This window comes from Ruegeria sp. AB6 (assembly GCF_056542685.1).
Map to the genome: position 1 here is coordinate 196,507 of NZ_JBQGAD010000006.1, position 24,286 is coordinate 220,792.

The 24,286-nt window shown below is 53.9% G+C and carries 27 protein-coding genes and 1 pseudogene; 18 read left to right on the forward strand and 10 right to left on the reverse strand.

Annotation, left to right across the window (positions count from 1 at the left end):
- Positions 1-308: 308 nt before the first annotated feature.
- The 3 genes from ACR0DB_RS14240 to ACR0DB_RS14250 form a co-directional block, all read right to left on the reverse strand.
- Positions 309-1,187: a peroxiredoxin family protein gene (locus tag ACR0DB_RS14240; RefSeq protein WP_480551726.1), complete on the reverse strand. Its 879-nt coding sequence runs from the start codon at positions 1,185-1,187 to the stop codon at positions 309-311.
- Between the two features lie 117 nt (positions 1,188-1,304).
- A complete protein-coding gene (locus ACR0DB_RS14245) occupies positions 1,305-1,967 on the reverse strand; it encodes a peroxiredoxin-like family protein (RefSeq protein ID WP_480551728.1) in 663 nt (220 codons plus the stop codon).
- 277 nt (positions 1,968-2,244) lie between these two features.
- Complete coding sequence (locus tag ACR0DB_RS14250; protein WP_480551730.1) at positions 2,245-2,814, reverse strand: carboxymuconolactone decarboxylase family protein; 570 nt, start codon at positions 2,812-2,814, stop codon at positions 2,245-2,247.
- A 150-nt stretch (positions 2,815-2,964) separates the two neighbouring features.
- On the opposite strand from ACR0DB_RS14250, the gene ACR0DB_RS14255 reads away from it, so the two are divergent.
- From ACR0DB_RS14255 to ACR0DB_RS14295, 9 genes are all read left to right on the forward strand, one after another.
- Positions 2,965-3,849 carry a LysR family transcriptional regulator gene (locus ACR0DB_RS14255; protein WP_480551732.1) on the forward strand — a complete coding sequence of 295 codons (885 nt, stop codon included), beginning with the start codon at positions 2,965-2,967 and terminating at the stop codon, positions 3,847-3,849.
- Between the two features lie 801 nt (positions 3,850-4,650).
- Positions 4,651-4,785 (forward strand): hypothetical protein, encoded by a 135-nt coding sequence (locus ACR0DB_RS14260; protein WP_480551839.1) that lies wholly within the window; start codon positions 4,651-4,653, stop codon positions 4,783-4,785.
- A complete protein-coding gene (locus ACR0DB_RS14265) occupies positions 4,786-5,052 on the forward strand; it encodes a VOC family protein (RefSeq protein ID WP_480551734.1) in 267 nt (88 codons plus the stop codon).
- A gap of 229 nt (positions 5,053-5,281) precedes the next feature.
- The gene (locus tag ACR0DB_RS14270; protein ID WP_480551736.1) at positions 5,282-5,665 is read left to right on the forward strand and encodes a nuclear transport factor 2 family protein; all 384 of its coding nucleotides are present in this window, start codon (positions 5,282-5,284) and stop codon (positions 5,663-5,665) included.
- A 136-nt stretch (positions 5,666-5,801) separates the two neighbouring features.
- Entirely contained in the window at positions 5,802-6,305 is a 504-nt protein-coding gene (locus tag ACR0DB_RS14275) for an aggregation factor core (RefSeq protein ID WP_171212948.1), read from the forward strand.
- A 13-nt stretch (positions 6,306-6,318) separates the two neighbouring features.
- Complete coding sequence (locus tag ACR0DB_RS14280; RefSeq protein ID WP_171123463.1) at positions 6,319-6,771, forward strand: TspO/MBR family protein; 453 nt, start codon at positions 6,319-6,321, stop codon at positions 6,769-6,771.
- Positions 6,772-6,782: 11 nt separating this feature from the next.
- On the forward strand, positions 6,783-7,337 hold the full coding sequence (locus tag ACR0DB_RS14285) for a CIA30 family protein (protein WP_480551739.1): 555 nt from the start codon (positions 6,783-6,785) through the stop codon (positions 7,335-7,337).
- 171 nt (positions 7,338-7,508) lie between these two features.
- Positions 7,509-8,690 carry an adenylate/guanylate cyclase domain-containing protein gene (locus tag ACR0DB_RS14290; protein ID WP_480551741.1) on the forward strand — a complete coding sequence of 394 codons (1,182 nt, stop codon included), beginning with the start codon at positions 7,509-7,511 and terminating at the stop codon, positions 8,688-8,690.
- A gap of 91 nt (positions 8,691-8,781) precedes the next feature.
- Positions 8,782-9,549: a hypothetical protein gene (locus tag ACR0DB_RS14295; protein ID WP_480551743.1), complete on the forward strand. Its 768-nt coding sequence runs from the start codon at positions 8,782-8,784 to the stop codon at positions 9,547-9,549.
- Between the two features lie 38 nt (positions 9,550-9,587).
- Here ACR0DB_RS14295 and ACR0DB_RS14300 read toward each other — a convergent pair whose 3' ends face one another.
- The 5 genes from ACR0DB_RS14300 to ACR0DB_RS14320 form a co-directional block, all read right to left on the reverse strand.
- Positions 9,588-10,037, reverse strand: a complete 450-nt coding sequence (locus ACR0DB_RS14300; protein ID WP_480551745.1) for a MarR family winged helix-turn-helix transcriptional regulator — start codon at positions 10,035-10,037, stop codon at positions 9,588-9,590.
- The gene (locus tag ACR0DB_RS14305) at positions 10,027-11,127 is read right to left on the reverse strand and encodes an Acg family FMN-binding oxidoreductase (RefSeq protein WP_480551747.1); all 1,101 of its coding nucleotides are present in this window, start codon (positions 11,125-11,127) and stop codon (positions 10,027-10,029) included. The genes ACR0DB_RS14300 and ACR0DB_RS14305 overlap by 11 nt, the downstream gene beginning before the upstream one ends.
- 214 nt (positions 11,128-11,341) lie before the next feature.
- Positions 11,342-12,019 carry a GntR family transcriptional regulator gene (locus ACR0DB_RS14310; protein WP_480551749.1) on the reverse strand — a complete coding sequence of 226 codons (678 nt, stop codon included), beginning with the start codon at positions 12,017-12,019 and terminating at the stop codon, positions 11,342-11,344.
- Complete coding sequence (locus ACR0DB_RS14315; RefSeq protein ID WP_480551751.1) at positions 12,016-13,047, reverse strand: Gfo/Idh/MocA family protein; 1,032 nt, start codon at positions 13,045-13,047, stop codon at positions 12,016-12,018. The genes ACR0DB_RS14310 and ACR0DB_RS14315 overlap by 4 nt, the downstream gene beginning before the upstream one ends.
- Positions 13,044-14,180, reverse strand: a complete 1,137-nt coding sequence (locus ACR0DB_RS14320) for an isocitrate/isopropylmalate dehydrogenase family protein (RefSeq protein WP_480551753.1) — start codon at positions 14,178-14,180, stop codon at positions 13,044-13,046. The genes ACR0DB_RS14315 and ACR0DB_RS14320 overlap by 4 nt, the downstream gene beginning before the upstream one ends.
- Positions 14,181-14,267: 87 nt before the next feature.
- Here ACR0DB_RS14320 and ACR0DB_RS14325 point away from each other — a divergent pair, with 87 nt between their 5' ends.
- Genes ACR0DB_RS14325 through otnC form a run of 7 tightly spaced genes read left to right on the forward strand, consistent with a single transcriptional unit; the run spans position 14,268 to position 20,591 of the window.
- Positions 14,268-15,275, forward strand: a complete 1,008-nt coding sequence (locus ACR0DB_RS14325; RefSeq protein ID WP_170775443.1) for a Bug family tripartite tricarboxylate transporter substrate binding protein — start codon at positions 14,268-14,270, stop codon at positions 15,273-15,275.
- A 57-nt stretch (positions 15,276-15,332) separates the two neighbouring features.
- Positions 15,333-16,082 carry a hypothetical protein gene (locus tag ACR0DB_RS14330; protein WP_480551755.1) on the forward strand — a complete coding sequence of 250 codons (750 nt, stop codon included), beginning with the start codon at positions 15,333-15,335 and terminating at the stop codon, positions 16,080-16,082.
- Positions 16,083-16,086: 4 nt separating this feature from the next.
- Positions 16,087-17,598: a tripartite tricarboxylate transporter permease gene (locus ACR0DB_RS14335; RefSeq protein ID WP_480551757.1), complete on the forward strand. Its 1,512-nt coding sequence runs from the start codon at positions 16,087-16,089 to the stop codon at positions 17,596-17,598.
- Positions 17,598-17,885 carry a putative quinol monooxygenase gene (locus ACR0DB_RS14340; protein ID WP_480551759.1) on the forward strand — a complete coding sequence of 96 codons (288 nt, stop codon included), beginning with the start codon at positions 17,598-17,600 and terminating at the stop codon, positions 17,883-17,885. Before ACR0DB_RS14335 ends, ACR0DB_RS14340 begins: the two co-directional genes overlap by 1 nt.
- Positions 17,882-18,679 (forward strand): N-acyl homoserine lactonase family protein, encoded by a 798-nt coding sequence (locus tag ACR0DB_RS14345; RefSeq protein WP_480551761.1) that lies wholly within the window; start codon positions 17,882-17,884, stop codon positions 18,677-18,679. The genes ACR0DB_RS14340 and ACR0DB_RS14345 overlap by 4 nt, the downstream gene beginning before the upstream one ends.
- Entirely contained in the window at positions 18,676-19,953 is a 1,278-nt protein-coding gene (gene otnK, locus ACR0DB_RS14350) for a 3-oxo-tetronate kinase (protein WP_480551763.1), read from the forward strand. Before ACR0DB_RS14345 ends, otnK begins: the two co-directional genes overlap by 4 nt.
- Positions 19,950-20,591: a 3-oxo-tetronate 4-phosphate decarboxylase gene (gene otnC / locus ACR0DB_RS14355; protein ID WP_480551765.1), complete on the forward strand. Its 642-nt coding sequence runs from the start codon at positions 19,950-19,952 to the stop codon at positions 20,589-20,591. The genes otnK and otnC overlap by 4 nt, the downstream gene beginning before the upstream one ends.
- Positions 20,592-20,984: 393 nt before the next feature.
- Here otnC and ACR0DB_RS14360 read toward each other — a convergent pair.
- Positions 20,985-22,175: pseudogene (locus tag ACR0DB_RS14360) on the reverse strand (trimethylamine methyltransferase family protein).
- Positions 22,102-22,977: a LysR family transcriptional regulator gene (locus tag ACR0DB_RS14365; protein ID WP_480551767.1), complete on the reverse strand. Its 876-nt coding sequence runs from the start codon at positions 22,975-22,977 to the stop codon at positions 22,102-22,104. Before ACR0DB_RS14365 ends, ACR0DB_RS14360 begins: the two are co-directional and overlap by 74 nt.
- A gap of 105 nt (positions 22,978-23,082) precedes the next feature.
- Here ACR0DB_RS14365 and ACR0DB_RS14370 point away from each other — a divergent pair, with 105 nt between their 5' ends.
- Positions 23,083-23,316, forward strand: a complete 234-nt coding sequence (locus ACR0DB_RS14370; RefSeq protein WP_170380068.1) for a hypothetical protein — start codon at positions 23,083-23,085, stop codon at positions 23,314-23,316.
- 75 nt (positions 23,317-23,391) lie between these two features.
- Positions 23,392-24,240: an alpha/beta fold hydrolase gene (locus tag ACR0DB_RS14375; protein WP_480551770.1), complete on the forward strand. Its 849-nt coding sequence runs from the start codon at positions 23,392-23,394 to the stop codon at positions 24,238-24,240.
- The last annotated feature ends 46 nt before the right edge of the window (positions 24,241-24,286 follow it).

The following is a 24,286-nucleotide window of genomic DNA, read 5'->3' on the forward strand; positions in this document are numbered from 1 at the left end:
ACCGCATAACTCAACTGGAAGAGGCCATTAAGTCTGAAAGGCGAATAGTCGGCTCGGGATATTGAAGGCCTGTACTAAGCTTATTAGTCGTTCAGAACTGTGACGGTTAACAGTTACCTTGCTTTCATTGACGCGAAGCCGTTGAACGGCAGGTTGGTTGCACTATACGAACTGCACTGTCTAGTGCGAATGTCCAGTTTGGGCTGTGAACGGTCTTAGAAGCGAAGAAGGCGAACGGTTACCAAGAGCTGAGAAGGCAAAGTGCCGCGTTGTGACACGCGGCACTTAACTTTGGGTCGTCGCAGATCTTATGCTGCTGAGAACGCGCGGACACTGCCTCGCGGTTCGAAGACGTGTAGGAACGTATCGGGATGAGGGCGAATGCGGTAGTTGTCTGTCTCATCGCCGAAGATCACTATGCCGTCTTTATCCAGTGCAATGACGGTCGCTTTGACGGTATCGACGGGGTAGCCCGGCATACCGGACGGAGCGCCACCGATATCTTCAATACCCAGAGCCTTGGCTGCGGCCAAATCGTTGTCCTGGAAAATCTCGAAATGCGCGGGCAGATTGAGATTTCTGGCCAGTTTCTCCGAGTGCTTGGTGCCTTGGTTGGAGATGAACTTCACTTTTGCGCCTGTCTTCGCCAGTTGATCCGCCTTTGCTTTCACTTCTTTAAGTTGGTTCATGCAGAACGGGCACCAGTTGGCGCGGAAAAATACCAGCAGTGTCTTTTCGCCTGCGAACGACGCGGAAGTCGTGCTGGTCCCGTCCAGACGTTGCAGGGACAATTCAGGCAGAACTTTGCCCTTTACGATGGCTGCGCTTGGCTTGCGGCCATAGTTCGAAAATATGTGAATATACCATTGCATAGTGATCGCGCCAAACAAGGCTAGGCCTATGGCGACGTATTCGCTGGCAGCTGTGAAACCACCGCGAGCGCTGATTTGGTAGACCACCCACGCCACCGCAGCCAGGTTTATGAGTTGGATGATTGGCAGGTTCTTGGAGGTGCGGGAAATGCCCAAAGCATCGGTCAGCACCATCAGAAAGAATGGCAAGGTGAATGTGGCAAAGAATGTCCCGATCCAGATCGGATCGAAGTCCGACAGGTAGAACATGACGACCGAACCGATGCCTGAAAGCATGTTCAGCATGATATAGGGAAGAATAAGTTTGCCTTTCATTTCGAAAATCCTTTCGAGTTCTTGCCGAGATGCCTGAGGTGGCTCATCGGTCACGTAAGTGCAGGGGGGTGAGAGGTTGGATGGTCCGAGCCCCGTCTTGCGAAGCGCGCAACCAGGTTACACAGTGGCTGTTGCCGACAGACTATCGAGAACAGGGAACAGATCCGCTGGTTCAGGACGGCGCGTATAGTCGGGGTTCACTTCGGCATAGGCGATTGTGCCGTCGGTATCGACGACGTAGCGCGCGGGCATCGGCAGGTTCCACTGGCCGTCGCCATGAATGCGCGGCAAGTGGACGCCAAACCCGTCGTGAATCGGAATGACGTAATCTTGCAGCGTCCAGCGGATACCAAGCTTTTCAGCCAGTTCGCCGTTCTTGTCAGTCAAGATCGGAAAGCTCAGTTCATTGTCTTTCTGGGACTTCCGGCTGTCCGCCGCGCCTTGCATCGAGATTGCAACAAGCGTCGCACCACGTGAGCGAATGTCCTCGGCAACGGCTTCAAGCGCTTTCAGCTCGATGTTGCAGTAGGGGCACCAAACACCGCGGTAGAACGTCATAACCACCGGGCCGCTGGCTAACAAGTCTTTCAGCGCGACCGGATTGCGATCCGAATCCGTCAGTTTGAAGTCAGCCACAACGTCACCCGCTTTCAACGCATGCTCGGCCTGACCGCTGTCAATCAGCTCTTGTGTCGAACGGGCAAAGGCTTCGAATGCCCCTTCGGGGGCCATGGTCTTGAATTGGGCCTTGAAGTCATCGAGTTGGTCTTGGAGGGTCATGTCTTTTCCACTTCTCAAATTGCGTTCTCTGGTCGGCTCAGGGATTTTTCGTGCCGCCTGTTCTGATATTTGGCCCGTTGAGAAAATGGTGGTAGCTGACCAATTCGAGTAAGGGTTATTCAAAAAACGAATGATCCAATTTGCGGATCCCAATTGGAACAAACTCAGCCTGAAAAACAAAACAGCGCCGCGCTTTAAGCGCGACGCTCGTTGCCGGACGTCCGTATTTCTGGCGATCCAATGCGGATTTAGTCCCCCGTGGCGAAAAGAACTCGGACTATTCTTCCGATGCAGGGGGTTCCGGATCCCAAGCCATAGGCTCAAATGCCTTGTCGAGCGGCGGGTTCACGATGTGGGTTGTGTAGTTCGACAAAACCTTGAGTGCTGTCCCGGCGATGACCTCAAGAACGGTCTGCTTTGAATATCCGGCCTCGATCAGAGCATCGACCTGCTCAATACTGGCCCATCCCCGCGTTTCGTTGATGGTTTCAGCAAAACTGCGAAGAGCTTCGAGTTTGGCGTCCGCGATTGGTGTACCTGCGCGCAATGCCGTGATCACACTATTATCCACTCCTGCCATCTTCGACACGGCCGTGTGCGCTGCCATGCAGTAGGTGCAGCCGTTCAGACGGTTATTCGTCATCAGTATGATTTCGCGTTCGGTGGGCGTCAGATCCGTTTTCTCGAAAATGCCCATCATGGTCATGTAGCTTTCGACCAGAACAGGGGATTCCGCCATTGTTGCCACCAGGTTCGGCACAAAGCCCATTTTGCCTTTGATCTCTGAGAGGATTGGCTTGGACCCTTCAGGAGCAGTGTCTACCGTGTGCTGTGCGTAGGTTGCCATTTGATGTTCCTTACTAGAATGCGTTTGCGTCGGAGTTTTCAGAGTTCAGCCGGCCAGATGTGTTTGTAGCCTGCCGTTGCGTTCAAATGTTGCTCATAAGTAAATTGGTAGGTAGGTTGCTAAAAAGCCTAACAGTTATTCATAATGTGAATGTCCGACAATTTCTCCACGTTACGCTTGTTCTCGCGGGTCGCACGTACCGGCAGCTTTACCGCTGCGGGAAGAGAAACCGGCAAATCTCAGCCATCGGTGTCCCGGATCATTTCCAACCTTGAGCAAGAGCTGGGTGTTCAACTGTTTGTGCGTTCGACGCATGCCGTTCGGCTGACTGAAGCTGGGGAAGAATATCTGACGCGTATTGAGCCGATCCTCTCCGACATCGAGGAGGCAAACCACTTCGTCAGGGGCACGGGCGAACTGCGCGGTCGTTTGCGGATCGGAGCAGCAGCGAGCTTTGCACAACGAGAGATCATACCCGCCCTGCCGCCGTTTCTGGAACAACACCCAAAATTGAAGGTGGATCTTGTCCTGACGGATTCGATGCAGGACTTGATTGATGAGGCTATCGACGTTGCCATCCGATTTGGACCATTGGAAGATTCAACGATGGTCGCGCGCAAGCTGGGCACGACACCCAGGGTCGTTGTTGCCGCCCCTTCTTATCTGGAAAAAGCTGGCAACCCGAAGCAGCCCTCTGATTTGGTGGATCATCAGGTCATCCTCGGCCCGTCAAGCGTTGGAAAAGCGGGTTGGAGCTTTGAGAAAGACGGAAAGGTCCAGTCCATTCGTGTCGAAAGCCAACTGATGATTTCCGTCAATGAAAGCACAACCACGGCGGCGGTCGCCGGTTTGGGCATTGTCAGCACGTCGTACTGGAGTTGTAGGAACGAGCTGGGCGCAGGTACTCTCGTGCAACTACTGCCTGATTGGACAATCGGAAACGTTGAAGTGAACGCGTTACTGGCGGGTGGTCGTCATACAAAGCCTTCAGCCCGCGCTTTCACAAAGCACTTGCAAGAGGTTTTGGCTAAGTGAGCTAGCTCTGGAATAGCGGCCTATAGCGCACATTTTAGAAAACAGCCGGCACTAGCCCTTCTTAGACCTGCTTTGGGGCGAGTTCTCCCCACTCATCCGCGCTCATGCTTTTCCGCGTTAACCCATCCTCTGAGGCGAATTGAGCTGCTTTGAGTAGGAGAAAGGCCATCGTGATGGCGTCTACCTCGCAGCGTTTCTCGAATTCTTCGGTAGTCTCATAGGGGCCTTCTTCCGACATTCCAATTCCCCTCTGTATCTGACGCTTTCGGGCAATTGGCTAACTTTGCATAATACTTCATCGCTCTAGGAAAGCCAGTTCTCGGGCGTGCGAGCGCTTCTTCAGGAGTGGCTCTAATTCTGCAAACAAGCTCGTCTTCCAGCGCGAGTAGTTTGCGATGGTGCAGAAGGACGGCAGACCGGCCCTGGTACTCTTCATTGTTCGTTTTGTTGGGTGTCATCTGGCGACACATCGTGCTCATTGTCAGACGTTGCTTCAATCTCTCGAACAGCCAACTCTGCGATTTTTCGCACCAGATACCAAACGCTGCTCGAGGCTCTCGGTATCGAAAGTGTGGATTTCGTCTATTCAACAAACCATTCCCAGCTTTATGCGTCTCAAGCTGGAGAGGTGATGACACCTCAAGGTCGCTTTGGGTTGATTGATGATCCTGAAACCTTCGACATCGCGACGTTCAAACCCAAATCGATCTCATTGCATTGGGAGTTCATGTACACTCGGTCGTTTTTTTTGGGACTGGAGATATGAACCGTCAAAGCGAAATCCTGAATCTGGTCGCCGGGATGATAGATGACGGAAAGATCAGATCCACAGCGACCGATACACTTGGTAGGATCAATGCTACAAACTTAAAGAAAGCGCATGCTATCCTTGAAAGCGGGAAGGCCAAAGGAAAGCTCGTGCTTGAGGGTTTTTAGATGAGAATTGAACGGCTGGATCATGTGAACATCGTGACGACTAGGTTGCCTGACATGGTTGCTTGGTATGAAGAGGTCCTGGGTTTGAAACTCGGGACCCGCCCTGATTTTCCGTTCCCCGGAGCTTGGTTGTATGCGGGTGATCACGCAGTGGTTCATCTTGTGGGTCACGAGGGAACGCCAAATGTCGGCTCCGAAGTGAAGCTCAAGCTCGAGCGCACTCGAAGAAAAACTGAGCTCGAATCAGATCAAGTACCGCAAAACTGACGTCCCGGGCGCCCGAATGGTCCAAATCCATGTGGCCGATCCTGATGGAAATCACATTCACATAGACTTTGAAGAAATCGAGTAAGGGACAAACACTCGAAATAGTCGGAACGCAAAACTAAACTCGTAAATTCTTGCCGATTAGTGATCGAGATCATTACTGGGTTGCTTCCAAGAATTACCCGGACCAACATTTTTGGGCGGTACAAGCGTCGAATTGGAGATCAGCATGCTGGAACTCGAAACCAACAAGAAGAATGTCATTGCTTTCTACGAAATGATGTTCAATGAGTGTCGGCCTGCGGAAGCCATAGATATCTTTGTTGGTGATACCTATACGCAGCACAACCCGCATGTTGGCGACGGCAAGCAAGCGTTTATCGAATATTTCGAGCGCATGGCCGCCGAATATCCGGGAAAGCGTGTGGACATCAAACGTGCGTTTGCTGAAGACGACCACGTTGTTCTGCATTGCCACCAAATCTGGCCTGATGGTCTCGAGTACGCAGGTATCGATATTTTTCGCCTGGATGCTGAAGGTAAGGTTGTCGAACACTGGGACGTTCTTCAGGAGGTTCCGGCAAACAGCGAGAATGACAATGGCATGTTTTGACTTAACCGTTCTGACAGCGGTGCATGGAGCTTTGAAAGCTCCTGTCGGCTAAACCACGATAGTCAGAGGGCATAAGTCTGATCCAAGAAACCCGCCGAAGCGTATCTATCAAGAACCCTTTAGCAAGGAGATAAATATGCTCCCGAAGAGTATTCTCGCGGCGACCCTTGGATTATTTGCAGCTACTTCGCTTCAAGCCGGTGTACAAATTCGCTTTATAGAAGGAGCACCCAAGGACCGTTTTGTTCTGACAAACGTTGGAGCTTGCGAAGTAGAAGCCTCGATCCTCAAAATTGACTTGTCGAAATCTGCGGGACGTCTGATTTTCGACGTTACTGAAAAGGGTGCGGGCGTCGAGGTCTTCCAGCCTCTCGAATTCGTTGAGGGTGCGGATGCTCTGCGGCAAATTCCAGCGGTCGTGGACGGGCAAGATACAATAGAACTTGAAATCGCCTCCCTCGCAGCCGGGGACACACTCGCCTTTACCATCGATGTCGATGATACTATCGGGCAACGCGAAATCACTGTTACAGGCTCGGAGATCGAAGGCGCCACGGTGTCCTATACCGTTGCGGAAGAGACCAGTACTGCGACCTTCTCTTCGGACGCGCTTGTAAACGTGACGACCAGGGACTGCTGAAAGCCATCCTACAATGTCGAATTGGTTGATCCGCATAGCATTCCTCGCGCTTATGTTGGGAGGCGGCATTCTGATCGGAACACTGACCGCACCTGGCGAATGGTATGCGCAGCTCTCTAAACCGGCTTTCAATCCACCAAATTGGATTTTTGGGCCGGTTTGGACGGTGCTTTATGTGTTGATCGCCATGGCGGGTTGGCGTCAGTTTGAAGCAGATCGAAGCTCGACCGCCATGAAGCTGTGGTGGGCGCAGATGAGTTTGAACTTTTTGTGGTCGCCAGCCTTTTTCGTAATGCAACTGCCGTGGTTTGCCCTTGTGATCATTGTCGCGTTGTTGGCTGTGATCGTCATGTTCATTGCTCGGGTCAGGAATTCAGATCGGGTTTCCGCACTGGCTTTCCTGCCGTACTTTGCATGGGTCGCATTTGCCACGGCGCTGAACCTCTCCATTGCGATACTGAACTGACAAGGAACAATATGCGTGCAAACTTCATCGGGCTTGTTTCAGGTTTTGTTATCATCGGATGCACAATGGCTCAGGCTGATGAAAAACTGACTGAAGACTTTTCCAAGTCTCCGGAGACGCGTTGGGACTACGTTGCCGACACCGTCATGGGAGGAGTTTCCTCAGGACAGGTGCAGTTTCGTTCGGAAGGTGATGTTGCATTCGCGCGGCTGACCGGAACCGTGAGTACAGAAAACAACGGGGGCTTCATCCAGTTCCGACGCAAGTTGTCTGAGCGACTAGATGAGGCTGTATCAGGCGTCAGGCTATTGGTACGGGGGAACGGCGAGCAATACTTCGTTCACCTCAGAACACGTGGCACGGTGCTTCCGTGGCAATACTACCAGGCCGCGTTCGCAACTTCTGAAGACTGGACCGAAGTCTATTTGCCTCTGTCAGGCTTCAAGGCTTCAGGTGCCATGTTGCGCGCTACTCCTGTTGCAGACGCAATCACCTCAGTCGGGGTTGTAGCTTTCGGGCGCGATCACGAGGCCAGCGTTGATGTCAGCGAGATTGGTTTCCACTGAAGGTCAGGTTCCTAAATTCACCTCTGTTGCCGACCAATGTGAAACTTGAGGTTGTCTTGTCTGAGGGTGATGATTTCGCAAAAAACCTCGACCGTCCAAATAGGGGCTGGCGGTTTTGACGCAACATCATTTCAAACGTACTCTTGCAGCGGCCAAGCGCAAACGAGGACCATGTCTGATCCCGAGAACAGAAGTGACTCCGCCGCGGAACATTCGTCGCGTGCTGTAGCCGATGGTATCGGCGTGGCAACGGAGGAATTCAGAATTTCGATGCCAATAGGGATCGGAGCAGTTTTGGCTGCACTTGCCTCTTTGGCCACATGCTATTCTGGTATTCTGTTGACTTATTTGGTTGGCTATGAAGCGCTTTCAATAAATCCACATGCGCAAGCCGTGCTCATGTGGGTGTTTGCTTTGTTGGCGGTCAGTTTCTTGTGGAGAGACCGGAAACGGCATGCCAAAGAGCTTCCACTCGTCCTTGGTGGAATTGCTGCCACTATACTGATTATCACACTGTATTTTGGCTATGACGAACGCGTAGAAGCGCTCGCCTATGTGCTTTTGGTGATTGCGGCTTTGCTAAACCAAAACTTCATTCTCGACGCGTTAAACCACACGGTTCGTAACCAGACGCGTGAAATAGAGGCTTTGAACGAAAGGCTGACAGAGAAGGTGAAGCGCCAGGAAGGCGAGATTGACAGGCTAGGGCGACTTAAACAATTCCTTGCTCCTCAGGTGGCGGAGCTTGTCGTAGAAGAAAACTCTGACGAGCTTCTTAAGACCCATCGTCAATACATCTCTTGCCTATTCTGCGACATCCGGAATTTCACCGCCGTTTCTGAGGCGATTGAGCCGGAAGAAGCCATTACTCTTCTCCAGCAATTCCACGACGAGGTTGGTCAACTAGTTGCACTACACAAGGGAACAATCGGATACCGAGCCGGAGACGGATTAATGGTCTTTTTCAATGATCCAGTTCCCTGCGATCAACCCGTCCTGCAAGCTGTACGTTTGGCTAAAGCAATAAGCGCAGCTTTTGAAGAAATTCGAGCACCTTGGCAGAAGCTTGGGCATGCAATGGGTCTGGGTATCGGAATCAGCAGCGGTTACGCGACCCTAGGGCTAATCGGGTTTCATGGTCGTGCCGACTACACCGCTATCGGCGGTGTGGTGATCACTGCATCGAGGCTTTGCGATTTTGCCATCGACGGGCAGATCCTTTTGAACCAACGTGCGCTTTTAGACATAGAAGAGTATGTAGAGACAGAAGAACTGGGGGAAAGAAAGATGAAGGGCATCGGTAATCCCGTGCAGATTTTTCGTGTCCTCAGTCTCTCTGATCAGGCTAAGTGATGCGGTTTGCTTTTAGGAGTTCATGCGTTTGTTGGATTGACTCTTCGCGACACCGATCCACCTTTCTGATGCAGGTTTAGGAGCATTCTGAGTGTTTGCAAGGACCATCGCCTTGTTGCTTTGCGCCGCTTCCAATCCCGTCGCGGCATTGCAGTTGCGCGAAACGGGCCGTTACGAGCTGAACCAACCCGCAAGTCTTGACTACGATCCGACTTTTTGTGGCTTGTGGATTGCGAACGAGGGGCCTGAAGCAGTTCTTGTTACACTGCAAGGTGATGAGTTGCGCCGCATATCCAGCGATCTCTTCCGTATTAAAGCAATTGCTATCGAAGGGGATCACTTGTTGCTAGGCGACGGTCTCGGCAGCCTCCAACGTCTAACTAAGGAAGGTGTCACTTTAGCAGCACCCTTTGAGCTTGAAGGTGGTTTTGCGGATACCGAAGGGATCGCAATCAATGCCCAGGGGCAGATCGTGACCGTCGAAGACGATCCCGAACGGTTGTCCTGGTTCACTTCAGAAGGCGTCCTTACGGCAAGGTTGAATACCATGAAGCTCTCTCCTCCCTTGAGTGAGCCGCAGGGCATCGCGATTGACCCGCGCACCGGTCACATGTTGATTGTTGATGACTGGGAAGGGTCAAACAGCTTGTATGAGTTTACGGCAGACGGCAGACTGCTCGCCCAGCAAAGTCTGTTGGAATTCGGCGTTGATCCGGAAGGCATCGCCATTAGGCCGGGATCTAACCAACTGTTCGTGGCATTCGACGGCGGCGCGAAGATTGTGACATTTGACTACACGCCCACCTTGCCAGCAGGATCACCGCCGCTTCCCCCGGGCGGAGACTGCATGATGTTCTAAGAATTTAGCTTTGTATTCTGGCTGAAACTGATTTTTGCCTAGTCTCGTTCGCTGTCTAAAGCTTCCCGAATGAGCGCAAGATAGGGTAGCGAATTGTGAAATGGGCCTGACCCGAGTTCCGATAATACCGGAGCCAGGGACTCGGACATCCGCTCCGTACAAACTCTCATAAACTCCGCGCCTTGCGGCGTTGACCGGGCAATTTTGGAGCGGTTGTCGTTGGGGTTGGTTTCAAGGGTGATCAGCGCATTGTTTTCAAGGCTCGCGAGCATGTGCGTCATCGACGTTTTGGGCACTTGAAACGCGTTCGATAGCTGCAGCGGAGTTTCTCCCTCGGGACGCCGGACCAGATGTCCTAATACTCCAAATTGAGTCGCTGTCATTCTTCCGGGCAAGAACGCTTCGAGCTTGGTCGAGATCAACTGATTGATGATCCCGACCTCGGTGAAGAACCGGTAGACTTCGTTGGTCTCATCTTCAGGCTTCATTCAGAATTCGGTTCTCCAGTGGCCAGCGGGGTGTGGCAATTGGCTCGGGTCCATATCCCAAACGCAGCAACATTTGCACCGTGTGGCCCGGTGACGCAAGAAGCTCATGCGCCAGAGCGTATTCATTGGCCATCTCAGTATACTCCTGAAGGGCCTGACTGACCGGATGAACGCCCAGGCCCATTTCGGTTGTCTTCAGATAAAAACGCATCAACTTACGTCCTGTGTCAAGTTGGTCCCTTCGAGTGTTGGTGGCAGTCGTGAGGGCTGCGTATTGCGGCGTCGCATCTAGCATGGCGAAGTAGCCTCGCATGTGGGACTGAGTGCCTGGGTGGTCAACATTCATAAGGGTCTCATTGTCTAACAGGCCGGAAAGACGCAGCGCTTCCAGCATGGGATCGCGTAATTCAATCCCGTCGGGATTGGCGTTTATTTCTGCTTTCCCGATCCGCATGAGGTCTACGGATTCTTTCAGGGTCTGCGGTGTTCGCATTTCAATTTCGAAAGCGCGTTTCGTGAGGTCTCGAACACTCGCCACCAAATCTTCATCGGTAATCAAAGTTGCATAGTTGCCAAGCGTAGTCACTTGATCGGCAGAGAGGCGCTTTTCAGTGTACGGTTCTTTGTTGGAATGCCGTTTGAGGATTTGATCTGAGAGTGGATCGGGCGCTCCGCCGGGAACAAACACTGCTTCTGCGATAGGTCCGTCATCTCCATTTGGCAGTATCTTGACCTCGGTATCAAATCCCTGTGCACCTGCCGCCAGGACCATCGTCTCAACAAATGCGCCGAGGCCAATATAGAGCTGGCGGTGGAAAGGATCGGTTTCCGGAAGCTCGCGATCTGTATCGCGGTTGATGCGAACCTTGTCTTGCCCAACCAACTCGACGAGCCAAGGTTGCAAGTTGTGTGGGTTGGGGGCGAGAATCGCGTAGGACAAAGCGGCTTTGCGTGGGTCTTCGTACGGTTTTGGCGTCCACGGAGCCAGCGCGTCATGCGGCGTGCGTGTAGCGAGGAACGCAACCGCACCCGTTGCCGCCAGAATTGTGCCTCCGCCTAGAATCTTAAGAAAACGTCTTCGATTTGGCATCTTGACTCTCCAATAGTACGATATCGAACTAAAGTAATACGAAATCGTACTATTGCAACCCCAATCGATGCAGTGGTTGGTTGAGCGACTAGAAAGAAGAAATCAGAGCAGCCGGAGGCAACTGCGGGTTGCCGTGGTAGACAAGCACTCGGAGCGCCTTCAATGCCAAAAACAGGCAGTTACTTTAGCTGACTAAAGACCGGATACGAGTCGGTCAGAGGCTGTTGAGCCGATGTTTTTCGAGTATCCCGCAAAGCATAGCCTGTGCTTGCAGCCTGTGTTCACGGTGACGTTCACGGGCGGCATCTGGACGACCTTCACTGATCGCTTGAAAAACAACCCGGTGATCTTCATTGGATTTGACGGGCAGGGGCCTGATGAACAACGTCGTTGCGCGCGCGCGACGCACCTGATCGCTCATCATGGCGACAATCGCTTCGACACGTTTGTTGCCGCCCAATCGAACAAGCTCCTGATGAAACAACTCGTCGGCCTCGGCCCAGGCTTCAAGGTCTTCGGCTTCGATGGCTTGGTCCATCTTTGCAATTGATCCGGCAAGTACCGCCAGTTCATCTTCCGAATAACCCGCTTCGGCAGCGCGCTGCGCTGCGAGACTCTCGAGTTCCGTTAGGATGTCGTAAATTTCACGCATATCATTTAATGAAACAGGCAATATCCGCACGCCCTTGCGGGGCCGCATCTCAAGCAAGCCCTTACTTTCCAACATCAGCGCAGCTTCCCGTATCGGGGTGCGGGACATGCCAAGTGTCTCTGCGAGTTCCGATTCCAGATGGTCAGTTCCGGCAGCTAGTTCGCCAGACAGGATCATCTGTCGCAAATCCCTAACAGCGCGTTGGGTATTGGAAAGAGTTTTTGCGTCCTGATCCTTCACGGTGTCTCCAGGTTGATTTTTCGTCCTTCCGCAGCTGAGAGATAGATATTCTCTTCAATGCGGATCACATCCAAATAGTCTCGGGCCGTGTTTTCCAAAGGCGTGCCCAGTAGAAGGCCCGAAATGACGTGACTTTGCAAGGCGTGAACGCAGTCTCCTCCAAATCCATCATGATCGCTGGGAGGGAGAATCTGCTGTTTCTCCCGTTTCCCAAAGGCGCGAAGGTCAACTGAACCGTCACCGTTAAGAAACAGTGATCCTTCGCTTCCTTCGATGAGAGCCTCACCCATGGTTTGACGCAGGTTTTCGGCACTGTGGTCAAGGCACCTGTTCCCATCGAACAGGGCTTTCAAGCCGTTAGGGTGATCAAACAGGATGAAACCTGCATCCTCGCCCGAGATAATGGGATTAACTCGGCGCAAGTCCGCATAAACTGCACTGGGCGCATCGAACAAAAATCGGAATGTATCTACCCAGTGAACCGCTGTTTCATGCACCAGAAAACGTGGCATGTCCTGAAAGTACGGCTGCCGGTCAAGGTATGCATGCGGTCCCTGTCCGTCGCCAGGTCGAAGCCGGAAAGTCGCTTGTAGAGGTGTTCCAATTCGACCCTCGGTCATCGCTACCTTGATCGCACGATACCAGGGCTGGAAGCGAAAATTCTCATGCACGACAATGGTTGCGCCTACTGCTTCAGCCTCGGAGACGATCTTCTTAGCTTCTTCTAATGACATGCAGAAAGGTTTTTGGCAGATCAGCCACTTTATTCCAGAGCGCAGTGCCGTTCGGATGGCATCGGCCTGCGCCACAGGTGGAAGGATGATGTCCAAGAGATCTGGTTTTTCCACTTCCAGCATTTTTGACAGATCATCGTAAGCGGCCAGTCCTGTTTCCTTCGCCTTGTTGATATCACGGTTGCAGGATGCAATCGGAGCCGCTCTGGGCATTCGGGACCAACTTTCGTAGTGGAACCTACTGAAATATCCCGCACCCACACACGCGACCCTGATGGCTTGTTGAGTATTCATGCCCGCAATGCTTCCAATACCGATGAGGCTGCGTCCTGCGTTCCGGCGGTGCCACCTAGGTCACGCGTTAGGTTCTGTCCGTTCGCGGTCACCTTTTCCACGGCTTCACGCAATCGTTCGCCGTCGTTGGACAGGCCTGGGTGATCATGGGTCAAACCCAACCATTCAAGCATCATTGCTGCGGACAGGATCATCGCAAAGGGGTTGGCAATACCCTGTCCTGCAATGTCTGGAGCGGAACCATGGCAGGGTTGGAATACAGCGTGATTCAACCCGACATCCGCTGACGGAGCCAGTCCAAGACCGCCCATAAGACCTGCACCAAGGTCGGAGAGGATGTCTCCGAACATGTTCTCAGTGACCAAAACATCGAATTCCCAAGGTTTTTGAACCATCCACAGAGCCGTTGCATCAACATAAGCGTGGTCTGCCTGCAATTCGGGATAATGGTCGGCTTCCGCATCAAACATCGATCTGAAGAACGCAAAGGCGCGGAATACATTGGCTTTGTCGACACATGTAACTCGACCCCGGCCGCGCCCGGTTCTTTTGCGGTTCTTGGCGAGTTCAAACGCGAAACGGAACAGTTTTTCGGACACCTCACGCGTGATCAGCAGAGTTTCACGTGCTTCGTGTTCAGTAACTTCACCAGTGCCTTGGGTAAAGAACAGTCCTTCTGTGCTTTCGCGTATCAAGACAAAGTCGATCTCTTTTCCGGGAGGCAGCGCCAAGGGGGTCATTTGTCCGCTTCTTACTTTCACTGGTCGCACACCAGCGAAAAGTCCCAGTTGCTTTCGCAGATCAATCTGCGGTGAGATCTCGGTTCCGTCTGGGTATCGAACATCCGGCAAGCCCATTGCAGACAGCAGAATCGCGTCAGCATTGCGCGCGGTTTCGAGTGATCCAGCCGGAAACGACTCTCCAGTTTTAGCATAGTGGCCTGCGCCCGCCGAAGCATCTGTAAATACCAGCTCGTAGGTGGAACTGCTGCGTGAAAGCTCACGCAGGATTTCAAGCGTAGGGGCCATAATTTCCGGGCCGATCCCGTCCCCGTGGAACACCGCAACATCGTACGTTTTTTTCATCTTAGCCCGTATCCTTCCCGTTTCGCATTCATAGCGCGATAGCAGCATTTACTACAGCACGTTGACAATGCATTCTTTAATGTATACGCAAATAAATGCAATAATAAACGCAAAGCTGTTTGGGAGGACTTGGAAATGAAACTAAAGCTAGGGCGGTTCGCGGCCGCAGCCGTGATGGCGACCGGTGTTGCAGGCGCAGCTGTTGCGCAGGATTACCCCTATCGTGATATCACCACAGCTGTGGTCTGGGGGGCCGGTGGCGGGACCGATACGATCAACCGTATGATCATGGCCGAGATGGAAAAACACCTTCCGGTCTCGATCAATGTGATCAATCAAACAGGTGGTGTCGCAGGCTCCAACGGGATGGTCTATGTCATGAACCAACCAGACGATGGTTATACATTGGTTGGTCTGTCAGAGTCGAACGTCACCGCTGCTGTGCAAGGTGGTTGGGATAAGAAGTTTGATTTTTGGTATCCGTTCATTGTTGGCGGATCACCTGATCTGATCTCGGTTCCGGCGGACAGCCCTTACAATACTCTGGAAGAACTGGTCGACGCCGCGAAAGCTGCTCCTGGCACTATTCCAGCGGCGGCTTCCGGCGCAGGTTCGATCCACCACTTGAACCTTCTGGCCATCGAAAAAGGGTCCGGTGCAGAATTCAAGTTTGTTCCATACAAAGGCTCAGCGCCAGGGCAGGAAGCAGCGATAGCGGGGGAAGTTGCGTTGGTTGTGACTTCACTGGCTGAACAGGCTCCGTTGATCGAAGGCGGTCAACTTAAACCGCTTGCTATGTTGACGCCCGAGGACGCGCAGATCGCAGGGGCAACAGTACCATCTGCCTTTGGCATTTATGATGGTCTCGATCGGTATTTGCCGCTCAAGCAGGCCATCGGGTTTGCAGTTCACAGTTCAGCCGGGGACGACGTAAAGGCCGCGCTTGGTGATGCCTTCGAGCAAGCGATTGCCTCCGACACTGTCGCTGAATGGGCCTCTGCCAACAATTATGATGTCGGTGGTCAACACGGCGAAGAAGCTCAAGAGCTGTTTGCCAACCTCGAAGCTACCTTTGCCTATACCTTGCAAGATCTGGGCGCTGCTACGGTCGATCCGGCCTCGCTAGGTATCGAGAAGCCATAATCCGATCACTTTTGAAAGGGCGCGCTTGATCGCGCCCTTTCCCTCGGGAGGCAGGCAATGGACAATCCTGGCGAAACACTGGTCATGCGGACGCGCGACTTTTGGGCAGCAATTGTCCTCATAACAGTGTCCGTCTTTTTCCTTTGGAAGACGTTGGACATTCCACTTTGGGGTGAAAACCGCGCGGGTGTAAGTGGATCGGATTGGTACAACTCGGCTGCAATTGTACCGCTGTTCATTTTCGGAGGGTTGCTTGTGTTGTCCTTCGTCTTGCTAGCCATTTCGATCCGTTCAGGTGGAGCTCAAAACGCGCTTAGCGCTATGCGTATCGGATGGGATAAGTCGGAAGCCTATCGAGCTTCAACAATAGGCCTGATCCTTCTTGCATATGTCGCCGGGCTCGTTCCCAGAGTGGACTTCATTCTGTGTTCTGGGTTGCTGATTACAGCTTTGACTTACGGCTACTACGGAGGTCATGCGCGGCGTGCTTTAGTGGCGTGCTTTGCAGTAATTGCTGCAGGACTGTTTGCCTTCATCGGCTTTCCGGCACAGATGGATTGGAATGCGCACGGCGATGATTGGTTCACGCTGATCCTGTGGATCGTATTGACGCTGTTGGTGCTGGCCAAAGCGACTACCGAACGCGTTTTGCGCTACGTTCCATTGGTGGCAATACTTGCCCCGCTCATCCTTGTTTGCGCGATGGCCTTTGTTTTCCGGCAGAACGTGCCCGCGCGCGGAGGGCTGATCTTCAAGCAAATCGAATACCACTACTACGTGACGCTTCGTCCGCTATGGAAAGAATGACCGGATGGACTTTATCCTCTCGCAACTGGCTGGGTTTGGGACCGCATTCTTGGGCTTGGCAGTAGACCCGCTGACCTATCTGTATCTGATCGTTTCCGTGTTCCTGGGCATCACGTTCGGCGCATTGCCCGGCCTTACGGCAACCCTGGCTGTGACGATCCTGACGGGTTTCTTCGGCAACAAAATCCCGCTCGACTATTCGCTCATCGCTTTGCTCGGGGTCTATGTCGGTGCGATTTACGGCGGCTCTTACCCGTCTATTTTGCTGAACATTCCAGGCACAGCAGCCAGCGCGGCGACTGCCATGGATGGCTACCCTCTGGCCAAAGCGGGTCGAGGGGGCGAAGCACTAGGGCTGACCACGACGGCCAGCTTCATTGGCACAGTTATCGGGACCATCACTCTTTTGATTTTCGTGTGGGCTCTGCTTTTGGTTTCAAAGAACATCGCAAGCCCGGAGAAAGCACTGCTGGCCCTGTTCGGCATTTTGCTTTCTGGCACTTTGATGAGCGAAGACCTGGTGATTAAGGGATGGATCGCCGGTCTGATTGGGCTTGCGATGTCCATGGTGGGCCTCGACCCTCTGTTGTCTGAGCCGCGCTATACTTTCGGTTGGTCTTACCTGATGAGCGGGTTTCAGGTTGTGCCAGTTTTGATGGGGGCCTTTGCCATTCCCCAAATCATTGACGGTTTGAGGCACGTTGAGGCCGGGAAAGTTCTGGCCCTGAAAGGCCGCATTCTTCCGAACCTACGCTCCATCCGACGCTACCTGCCCACCATTGGCCGGTCAGGAGTGATTGGAACTGGGGTAGGAGCGCTTCCTGGCGTCGGCGAAGACGTCGCCGGTTGGGTCAGCTACGGTGTTGGCAAGACCGTTTCTGCCGAGGGCGACAAGTTTGGAAAAGGGTCATTGGAAGGTCTGCTGTGCTCTGAAACAGCAAACAACGCCTGCATTGGGGGCGCGCTGATCCCGCTTTTGGTTTTGGGCATTCCCGGTTCACCACCCGCCGCGGCTTTGATGGGGGCTTTCAAGATCAACAACGTGATCCCAGGTCCGACAATAGACCCCGAGATCATTCTGCGCGTGGTTGCAATTTTAGTGCTGGCCTCCCTGACAATGTTCTTAATGGGCCTGTTCACTGCTCGCGTCTTTATTAAAATACTCGCCATCCCGCAGACCATCTTCTTGCCCGTCGTTATGGTTCTGACAACCATTGGGTCTTTCAGCGTTGGTGGTGGCATCAATGATCTCTATCTGATGCTTGGAGTAGGCGCCGTTGCCTATTTCATGAACTTGATGAAATACCCAATCGCACCGTTGGTGATAGGCGTTATTCTGGGCAGCCTGTTTGACGAAACCTTCCGTCGGTCGCTGTTCCTGTCGGATGGGGATCTTTCGGTCTTCTTTTCTCGGCCTGGTGCGGCCATTCTACTGGTGCTCAACATTGGTCTGATCCTCAGCCAACTGCCCTTCGCAAAGCGCGCTTTCTCACGTTTGAAAGGATTTTCTGTCTGATGTTTGTAGTCACTGTCACTTTCACTCTCAAACCCGGTAAGAGAAGCGCTTTCTTGCCGCTGATGGTAGAAAACGCTTCAACTTCTTTGCGTAAAGAACCCGGATGCCAGCAATTTGACGTTTGCCTCGGCGATGATCCCGAGACGGTTTTTCTCTATGAGGTTTATGATGACAGCGCGGCGTTCTCTGCCCACCTAGAAAGCGCGCATTTTCAGTCCTTTGATACGGCAGTGGCTGATATGATCGCCACCAAGGTAGTTCACCAGTATTCCGAGGTCATCCGATGAACGATTGGGAAATCCATGCCGTGAAATACGCGGATCGCAACGCCCGGACGCGAGCTGATAGTTTCATCATCGATGATAATCATGACGCGCCTCATGCGATGGATTACTTCGTTTGGGTGCTCAAACGCGGCGACAAAGTCATACTGGTCGATACTGGCTACGACTCCGATGAGGCCGCTGCTCGTGGTCGTCCCATCGCGATGGACCCTCGCGAAGCTCTGCTGCCTCTAGGCATCGCGCCAGAAGCGGTGACCGAGGTCATCGTGACCCACCTTCATTATGACCACGCAGGGGGGCTGCACATGTTCCCAAACGCGAAGTTGCACATGCAATCGGCTGAAATGGCCTTCGCCACCGGCCCTTGCATGTGCCACGACCACTTACGTGAGCCCTTCACGGCCGTCCATGTTTGCGAGGTCGTAAAGCGTCTCTATTCAGGCAAGGTCGTGTTCTACGACGGAGAAGCTGAGATTGCAGATGGGGTCACGGTGCACTGCATTGGTGGGCATTCGCGCGGGTTGCAATGCGTTCGCGTAAGAACGGCGGCCGGGTGGATGGTACTCGCCTCTGATGCCTCGCATTATTATGAGAATTTCATGGCGCGCAAAGCTTTTCCTATCGTCGTCGATTTGCAGGACATGATGGATGGCTTCAAGACACTCGAGAGGTTGGCCTCGCACCCTCGACTTATCGTGCCCGGCCATGATCCCCTTGTGCGTGAGGTTTTTCCTGTCGGTGCGGCACCGCATATCCATAGGCTGGATCCTGGTCCAACCAGGGACATCAAATTATGAAGATCGGCGTCATAGCGGACGACTTCACCGGTGCGAGCGACATTGCGAACACCTTGGCGAAGGGCGTTGAGCCGGAAGGTGGGTTACGAACAGCTCAATTTCCAGGTATTCCGACGACCCCAGCCAACGAAGAGATCGAAGCGGGCGTCATCTCGCTCAAGAGCCGCACTGCACCGGTCAAGGAAGCCGTTGCAGACAGTTTGAGTGCCTTGAGGTGGCTCGTGGACCAAGGATGCCAGCAGTTCATCTTCAAATATTGCTCGACATTCGATTCCACGATGGAAGGAAATATCGGCCCCGTTGCGGAAGCGTTGGCCAACGAACTGGACGCGCAAAAAGTGATTTTCTGCCCGGCCTTTCCGACTACGGGACGCACGGTCTATCACGGTCATCTTTTTGTGCTTGGCAGGCTGTTGAACGAGTCCGGGATGGAAAATCACCCTCTTACTCCGATGACGGATGCGAACATCAGGCGTTGGTTGCAGCATCAGACCGAAGAAGCGGTTGGGTCGGTGCCAGTTGACACCGTGAAGCAAGGGCCAGAGGCGATTGCTGATGCATTGCGGAACGCGGAAGAACGATTTTTGATTGGCGATGCGATTTCGGACAAAGATCTGTTGGCTTGGGGCGAAGCTCTAAAGGATGCCGAACTCATCTCTGGGGGATCGGGCATAGCATTGGGCTTAGCACGAAACTTCCTGGGAGAGACTTCATCCAAAAGTACTGGCAGCGAGTTCACCGGTTTCGCTGGGCCTGCCGCGATCCTTGCCGGGTCGTGCTCGGGTGCGACCCGAGAGCAGATCAATGTGCATGCGGAATCCAATCCGACGTTCGCCATCGATATTCCGGGTGTTATGTCCGGGGATGTGACCAAACAAACACTTCTGGATTTCTTCGCAGCGCATTCGGGGCAGGCTCCGCTCGCGTACTCGTCGGGAAGTCCTGATGATGTGCGTGCGATCCAAAGTCAATTCGGTCAGGAAGCTGTAGCGGACAGGCTGGACAATCTCTTTGCAGATACCGCGCGAGAGCTTGTTCAGAAGAGCTACAAGCGATTGGTGGTGGCAGGAGGGGAAACCTCGGGAGCTGTTGCCAAGGCCATTTCTGAAGAACTCGGGTCACCTGCCATGTCAATTGGGCCAGAGATCGACCCGGGTGTGCCAGTCCTAAGCGTTGGAAAAATTGAACCTATTGCGCTGGCTTTAAAGTCTGGAAACTTTGGCGCTTCAGACTTCTTTGCAAAAGCGCTCAGAATGATGGAAGCAGGCGAATGAGTTCGGATGAAACGGCGCTGCGGCAGCAGATGTCAGAGCTATGCGCCTCGCTGTTTGCGCGTGGCTTTTCCGTTGGCACAGCGGGCAATGTCTCCGCGCGCCTTGATGACGGAATCCTCATGACACCAACCAATTCGACCTTGGGCGATATCGACCCCGAGCGCATCGCCAAGATTGATTTGGATGGGAACCATGTCTCCGGAGACAAGCCGACCAAGGAGGTATTTCTGCACCAAGCCTTCTATGAGACGCGGCCAGAAGCTGGAGCAGTGGTGCATCTGCACTCGACCTGGGCAACTGCACTGTCGTGTCTGGAAGACACCGATCCCAATGACTGTATTCCACCGCTTACACCATACGTGGTAATGCGAGTAGGCACGGTCAAACTAGTTCCATACATCAAGCCGGGTGATCCGAAGTCCGGTGATCTGATCCGCGAACTGGGTGGCAACTATAGTGCGGTTCTGTTGGCCAATCACGGACCTGTCGTATCGGGAAAGGACCTCTTCTCGGCGGTCTGTGCAGCAGAAGAATTAGAAGAAACAGCCAAGCTGCTCGTGGCTTTGCGGGGCCTGCCAACCCGGATGTTGGATGCAGCACAAGTCGCAGAACTCAAAGAGACTTTCGGAAGGATGTAGTCGAACACCGAGAGGGAGTGTGCAATCTTTTGGTCAAATCGAGCAAACTAATGCGCAAGTACCACGCAAGTTATGGGCGAGAAGACCTAAATTTAATGAATAAAATTAATATTATGAGCGCAGTGTTATGCGCGCCTACAGAAAATGTGGGTTTGCGCACAACACTTCTCGCATCCAATATGTCTGCGTAGTTTGCCCAAGATTTTGCGCTGCGCGATTGTCTGCCTTGGCGATGAATGCAATCAATTTTTGGCGAAATCGTTGCGGCTATGGCCCTTTGCGTTGCTCAATCCCGCAACGGGGCTTCCTAGGGAAACTTAAACTATCACGCAGGGTCTGCGATGCGCACAACCCGGACTTTTCTAAGTATGACGAACGGCTCACAGCCGTCGTTCAGAAGTATCCTGATGAATGACGAATTTGGAGATTTGAGAGCTGCGCCTTCAGGATCGCCTCATCAGAAGCGAACTTCTCAACACCGACGGTCCGGCCAAACTCCAGCCAACCAGCTGCGTGCAGGATCAGGTCGGCCCTTCCCATCAAAGATGCTCCGAAGGCGCTGGCACCTTAATATCCAGCCTGAGCGTCATTGATCTTGGACGACGTGACCAATCCGTCGCCACGGCAGGGAACCCCAAGTCGGCGCACCAGCTGGCAACCGGCCAATTGGGCCAGGTGAGATTCTGGCGTTCCAAAGATCGGGCCCATGAACTGCATCGAAAACGGGGTTGCGAAGATCCCGCCGACCACTGGCGCCCCAGGGCGATAGATTTGCGTCAAAGCCAGCCCAACCATGATTTCCGCAAGCCCCTGCGCCAGCGCCCCGGCAACGGTCACCGGTGCCGGGGCCCCCATCATCATGTAAGAGGCAACAAGGCTGGCCTGACCCAATTCAGCCGAAGCACGCAGGCAGCGCAGGGGATTGGTCTGAAAGACCAACGGGGGCGTCAGATTGATCAAATGAAGCAACCGACAGTCTTCGTCCGTATCCTTGACCCCAGCCGCGCTAGCCACCTCGCGCAGGGCGTCTTCGGACAGGACGGTGCCCATCATCGGCTTATCCGAAAGCTCCAAATGGGCGCGGGCGAGCTCCATGTAGGGCACCAGTGCGTCCCCGTCGTGTGCGATGCAAAGCTGAAAGCCAGTGCTGTCGATTGCCGGCGAAGCATCGCACAGGCGCACGAGTTCGCGGTAGTCCTCGAGGGTGCCCTGGCGAATGGTGTCGTTCGCGTGCCGGACATTCGGAGGGCCATAGAAGGGGACAACCACCGGGCGGTCGCCTCCGACTGTGACCGAAGCCGCTTCGGTCTTTCCTTGCCAGATAAAGGAGGCGGGCGCACGCGCAATCAGACCGCGCAGACGGTCAGCGTCGATACGAACACGCTCGCCTTCGATCCGTGCCCCGACCGACGCCATGGCGTTGAGGCTGCCGGGATCCCCCTGCAACTCAACCCCGATTTCATCGAGAATTTGGGCTGCCTGTGCTTCGATAGAGGCCAGGGCTGGTTCGTCAAGCAACGCGTAGGGGAATTGCATTTCTGACCTCACGGGAGATTTCCTGGATGAGCGCCTTGACTGCATCATTCCGGTTCTTGGGGCGAGTTCGCGCGATATAGGCGATGGAAGGCGGCTCGGGGAACACATCTCCGACAACCTCCAGGTCAGGCGACAGGTGCAGCCCGTTCATCAGCGCGACCCCTAACCCCGAGCGCACGGACGATAGGATGCCCGCCGCACTGGGGCATTCGAAGACCGTTTCAAACCGTTGCCCACCCCGCGCCCCTTCGGCACTGGCCCAATGTTTGTAGAAACAGTTGCTATCAAAGGCGAGAAACGGCACCGGAACCGACAGGTCCAATGGAAGGTCATGCGATTTGATCCAATGCAACTGGTCTTCATAGAGAACCAGATCGTCAGGGTGCACATCACGGTTGAAGACCTGCATGACCGCAACGTCGATTTCACCGGCTTCCAGCCAGTCTGCGAGGGTCAGGCTCTGGCTGATCCGGGTGCGCACCTGGGTTTCCGGGTGCAGCCGGGTGAAGCGGCCCAAAATGCGGGCCACGTCGCCACCCGTTGTGTCTTCGGTCATGCCCAGTTGGATCGTGCCCTTGAGTGGTTTCTTGCCCAACGCCGCCAGCGCCTCGTCATGCAGATCCATCATGCGCTGTGCATATCCCAGCAACCGCTCACCCGCTTCAGTAAACAGCGGTCCGCCTGCACGGCGCGCCAGAAGATCGCAATCCAGGACCTTTTCCAACCGCCTGACCTTGTGGCTGACCGCCGGTTGCGACAGCGCAAGGTGTTCGGCCGCGCGGGTAACGCCCCCATGAGACGAGATTGCCAGAAGCGCCCGCAGGCCATCTATTTCCAGCCGTTCAGCCATGGCACAACTCCATTCGCATTTCTTATCGATTCATGACAATCATTCATTTGATAGATTGATTGCTCTGAAACTACAATCGGGGAAAGTCAGAAAACGGATTGAAACATGACAACCGATGCAAACAAATCGCTTGAGTGGGGTGGAGCCTTTTTGTCTATCGCCTATTCCCTGCTCATCGCCTCCAACACTGGATACGAGGTGCTTTCCTTCGTGTTTTTCCTGTTGTCGGCGCTGCTGCTTTTTACCCTTGCGGTGCGCAAGCGGATGTGGGGCTGGACGACGATGCAGGGCTTCTACATCGCCGCCGGCGCCTACGGCATCTTTGCCTGGAGCGTCTGACCGTTCCTGCGCTCCCTTTCCTTGAAATCATCCCGAATAGCTGCCCGACCAGCCTACCAACGCAGGAGAAAAATCGTGATCCAACTTGTGGACCAACACCTTGTGATAAACGGAAACCGCATCGCTCACGGCGTGCATGGTGAAGGCGAACCCGTGGTCCTTATCCACGGCACTCCGTCCTCATCCTGGATCTGGCGTAACATCCTGCCTTCGCTGGTAGAGGCTGGGTACAAGGTGCATGTATACGACTTGCTCGGGTATGGTCTGTCGGAACGTCCGCGCGACCCGAACATCGACACCTCGGTCACCGGGCAGGTTCCGATCCTTGAAGGGCTGCTCGACATCTGGGGGTTGGATGGCCTGCATGTCATAGCTCATGACATCGGTGGTGGTATCGCCCAGCGGTTCGGCATCCAATCCCCTGAGCGTGTCCGCACGCTGACCATGATCGACGTGGTAAGCTATGACAGCTGGCCCTCGAAGCGTACCCATGAACAGATGCAAGCGGGCCTTGAGAAGCTGATCAAGGCGCCGGATGCAGAACACCGTGAGCATTTCCGGGAATGGCTCTATTCGACAGTGCAGAACAAGAAACGTCTCGCTGAGACCTCGATGGAAACCTACCTCGATTTCATCTGTGGTCCCGTAGGACAGGGCAGTTTCTTTCAGCATCAGGTTATGCACTACGACCCCAAGCATACCGATGAGGTTGCACCGCGCTACGCCGAACTCGGTGAGCGTCCGGTCCAATTGATCTGGGGCGCGGATGACGCCTGGCAGGTGGTCGCGTGGGCCTGCAAGCTGAGCGACGCCATTCCCGGCTCGGAACTGCATGTGCTCGAGGACTGCGGCCACTTTTCGATGGAAGACCAGCCGGAGAAGATCTCGGCCCTGCTGGTCGACTTCCTCAAACGCAACAGCTGATCAGACTGGGTTGGGTCGACTGTATGTTGGCCCGCCCAAATGCCTA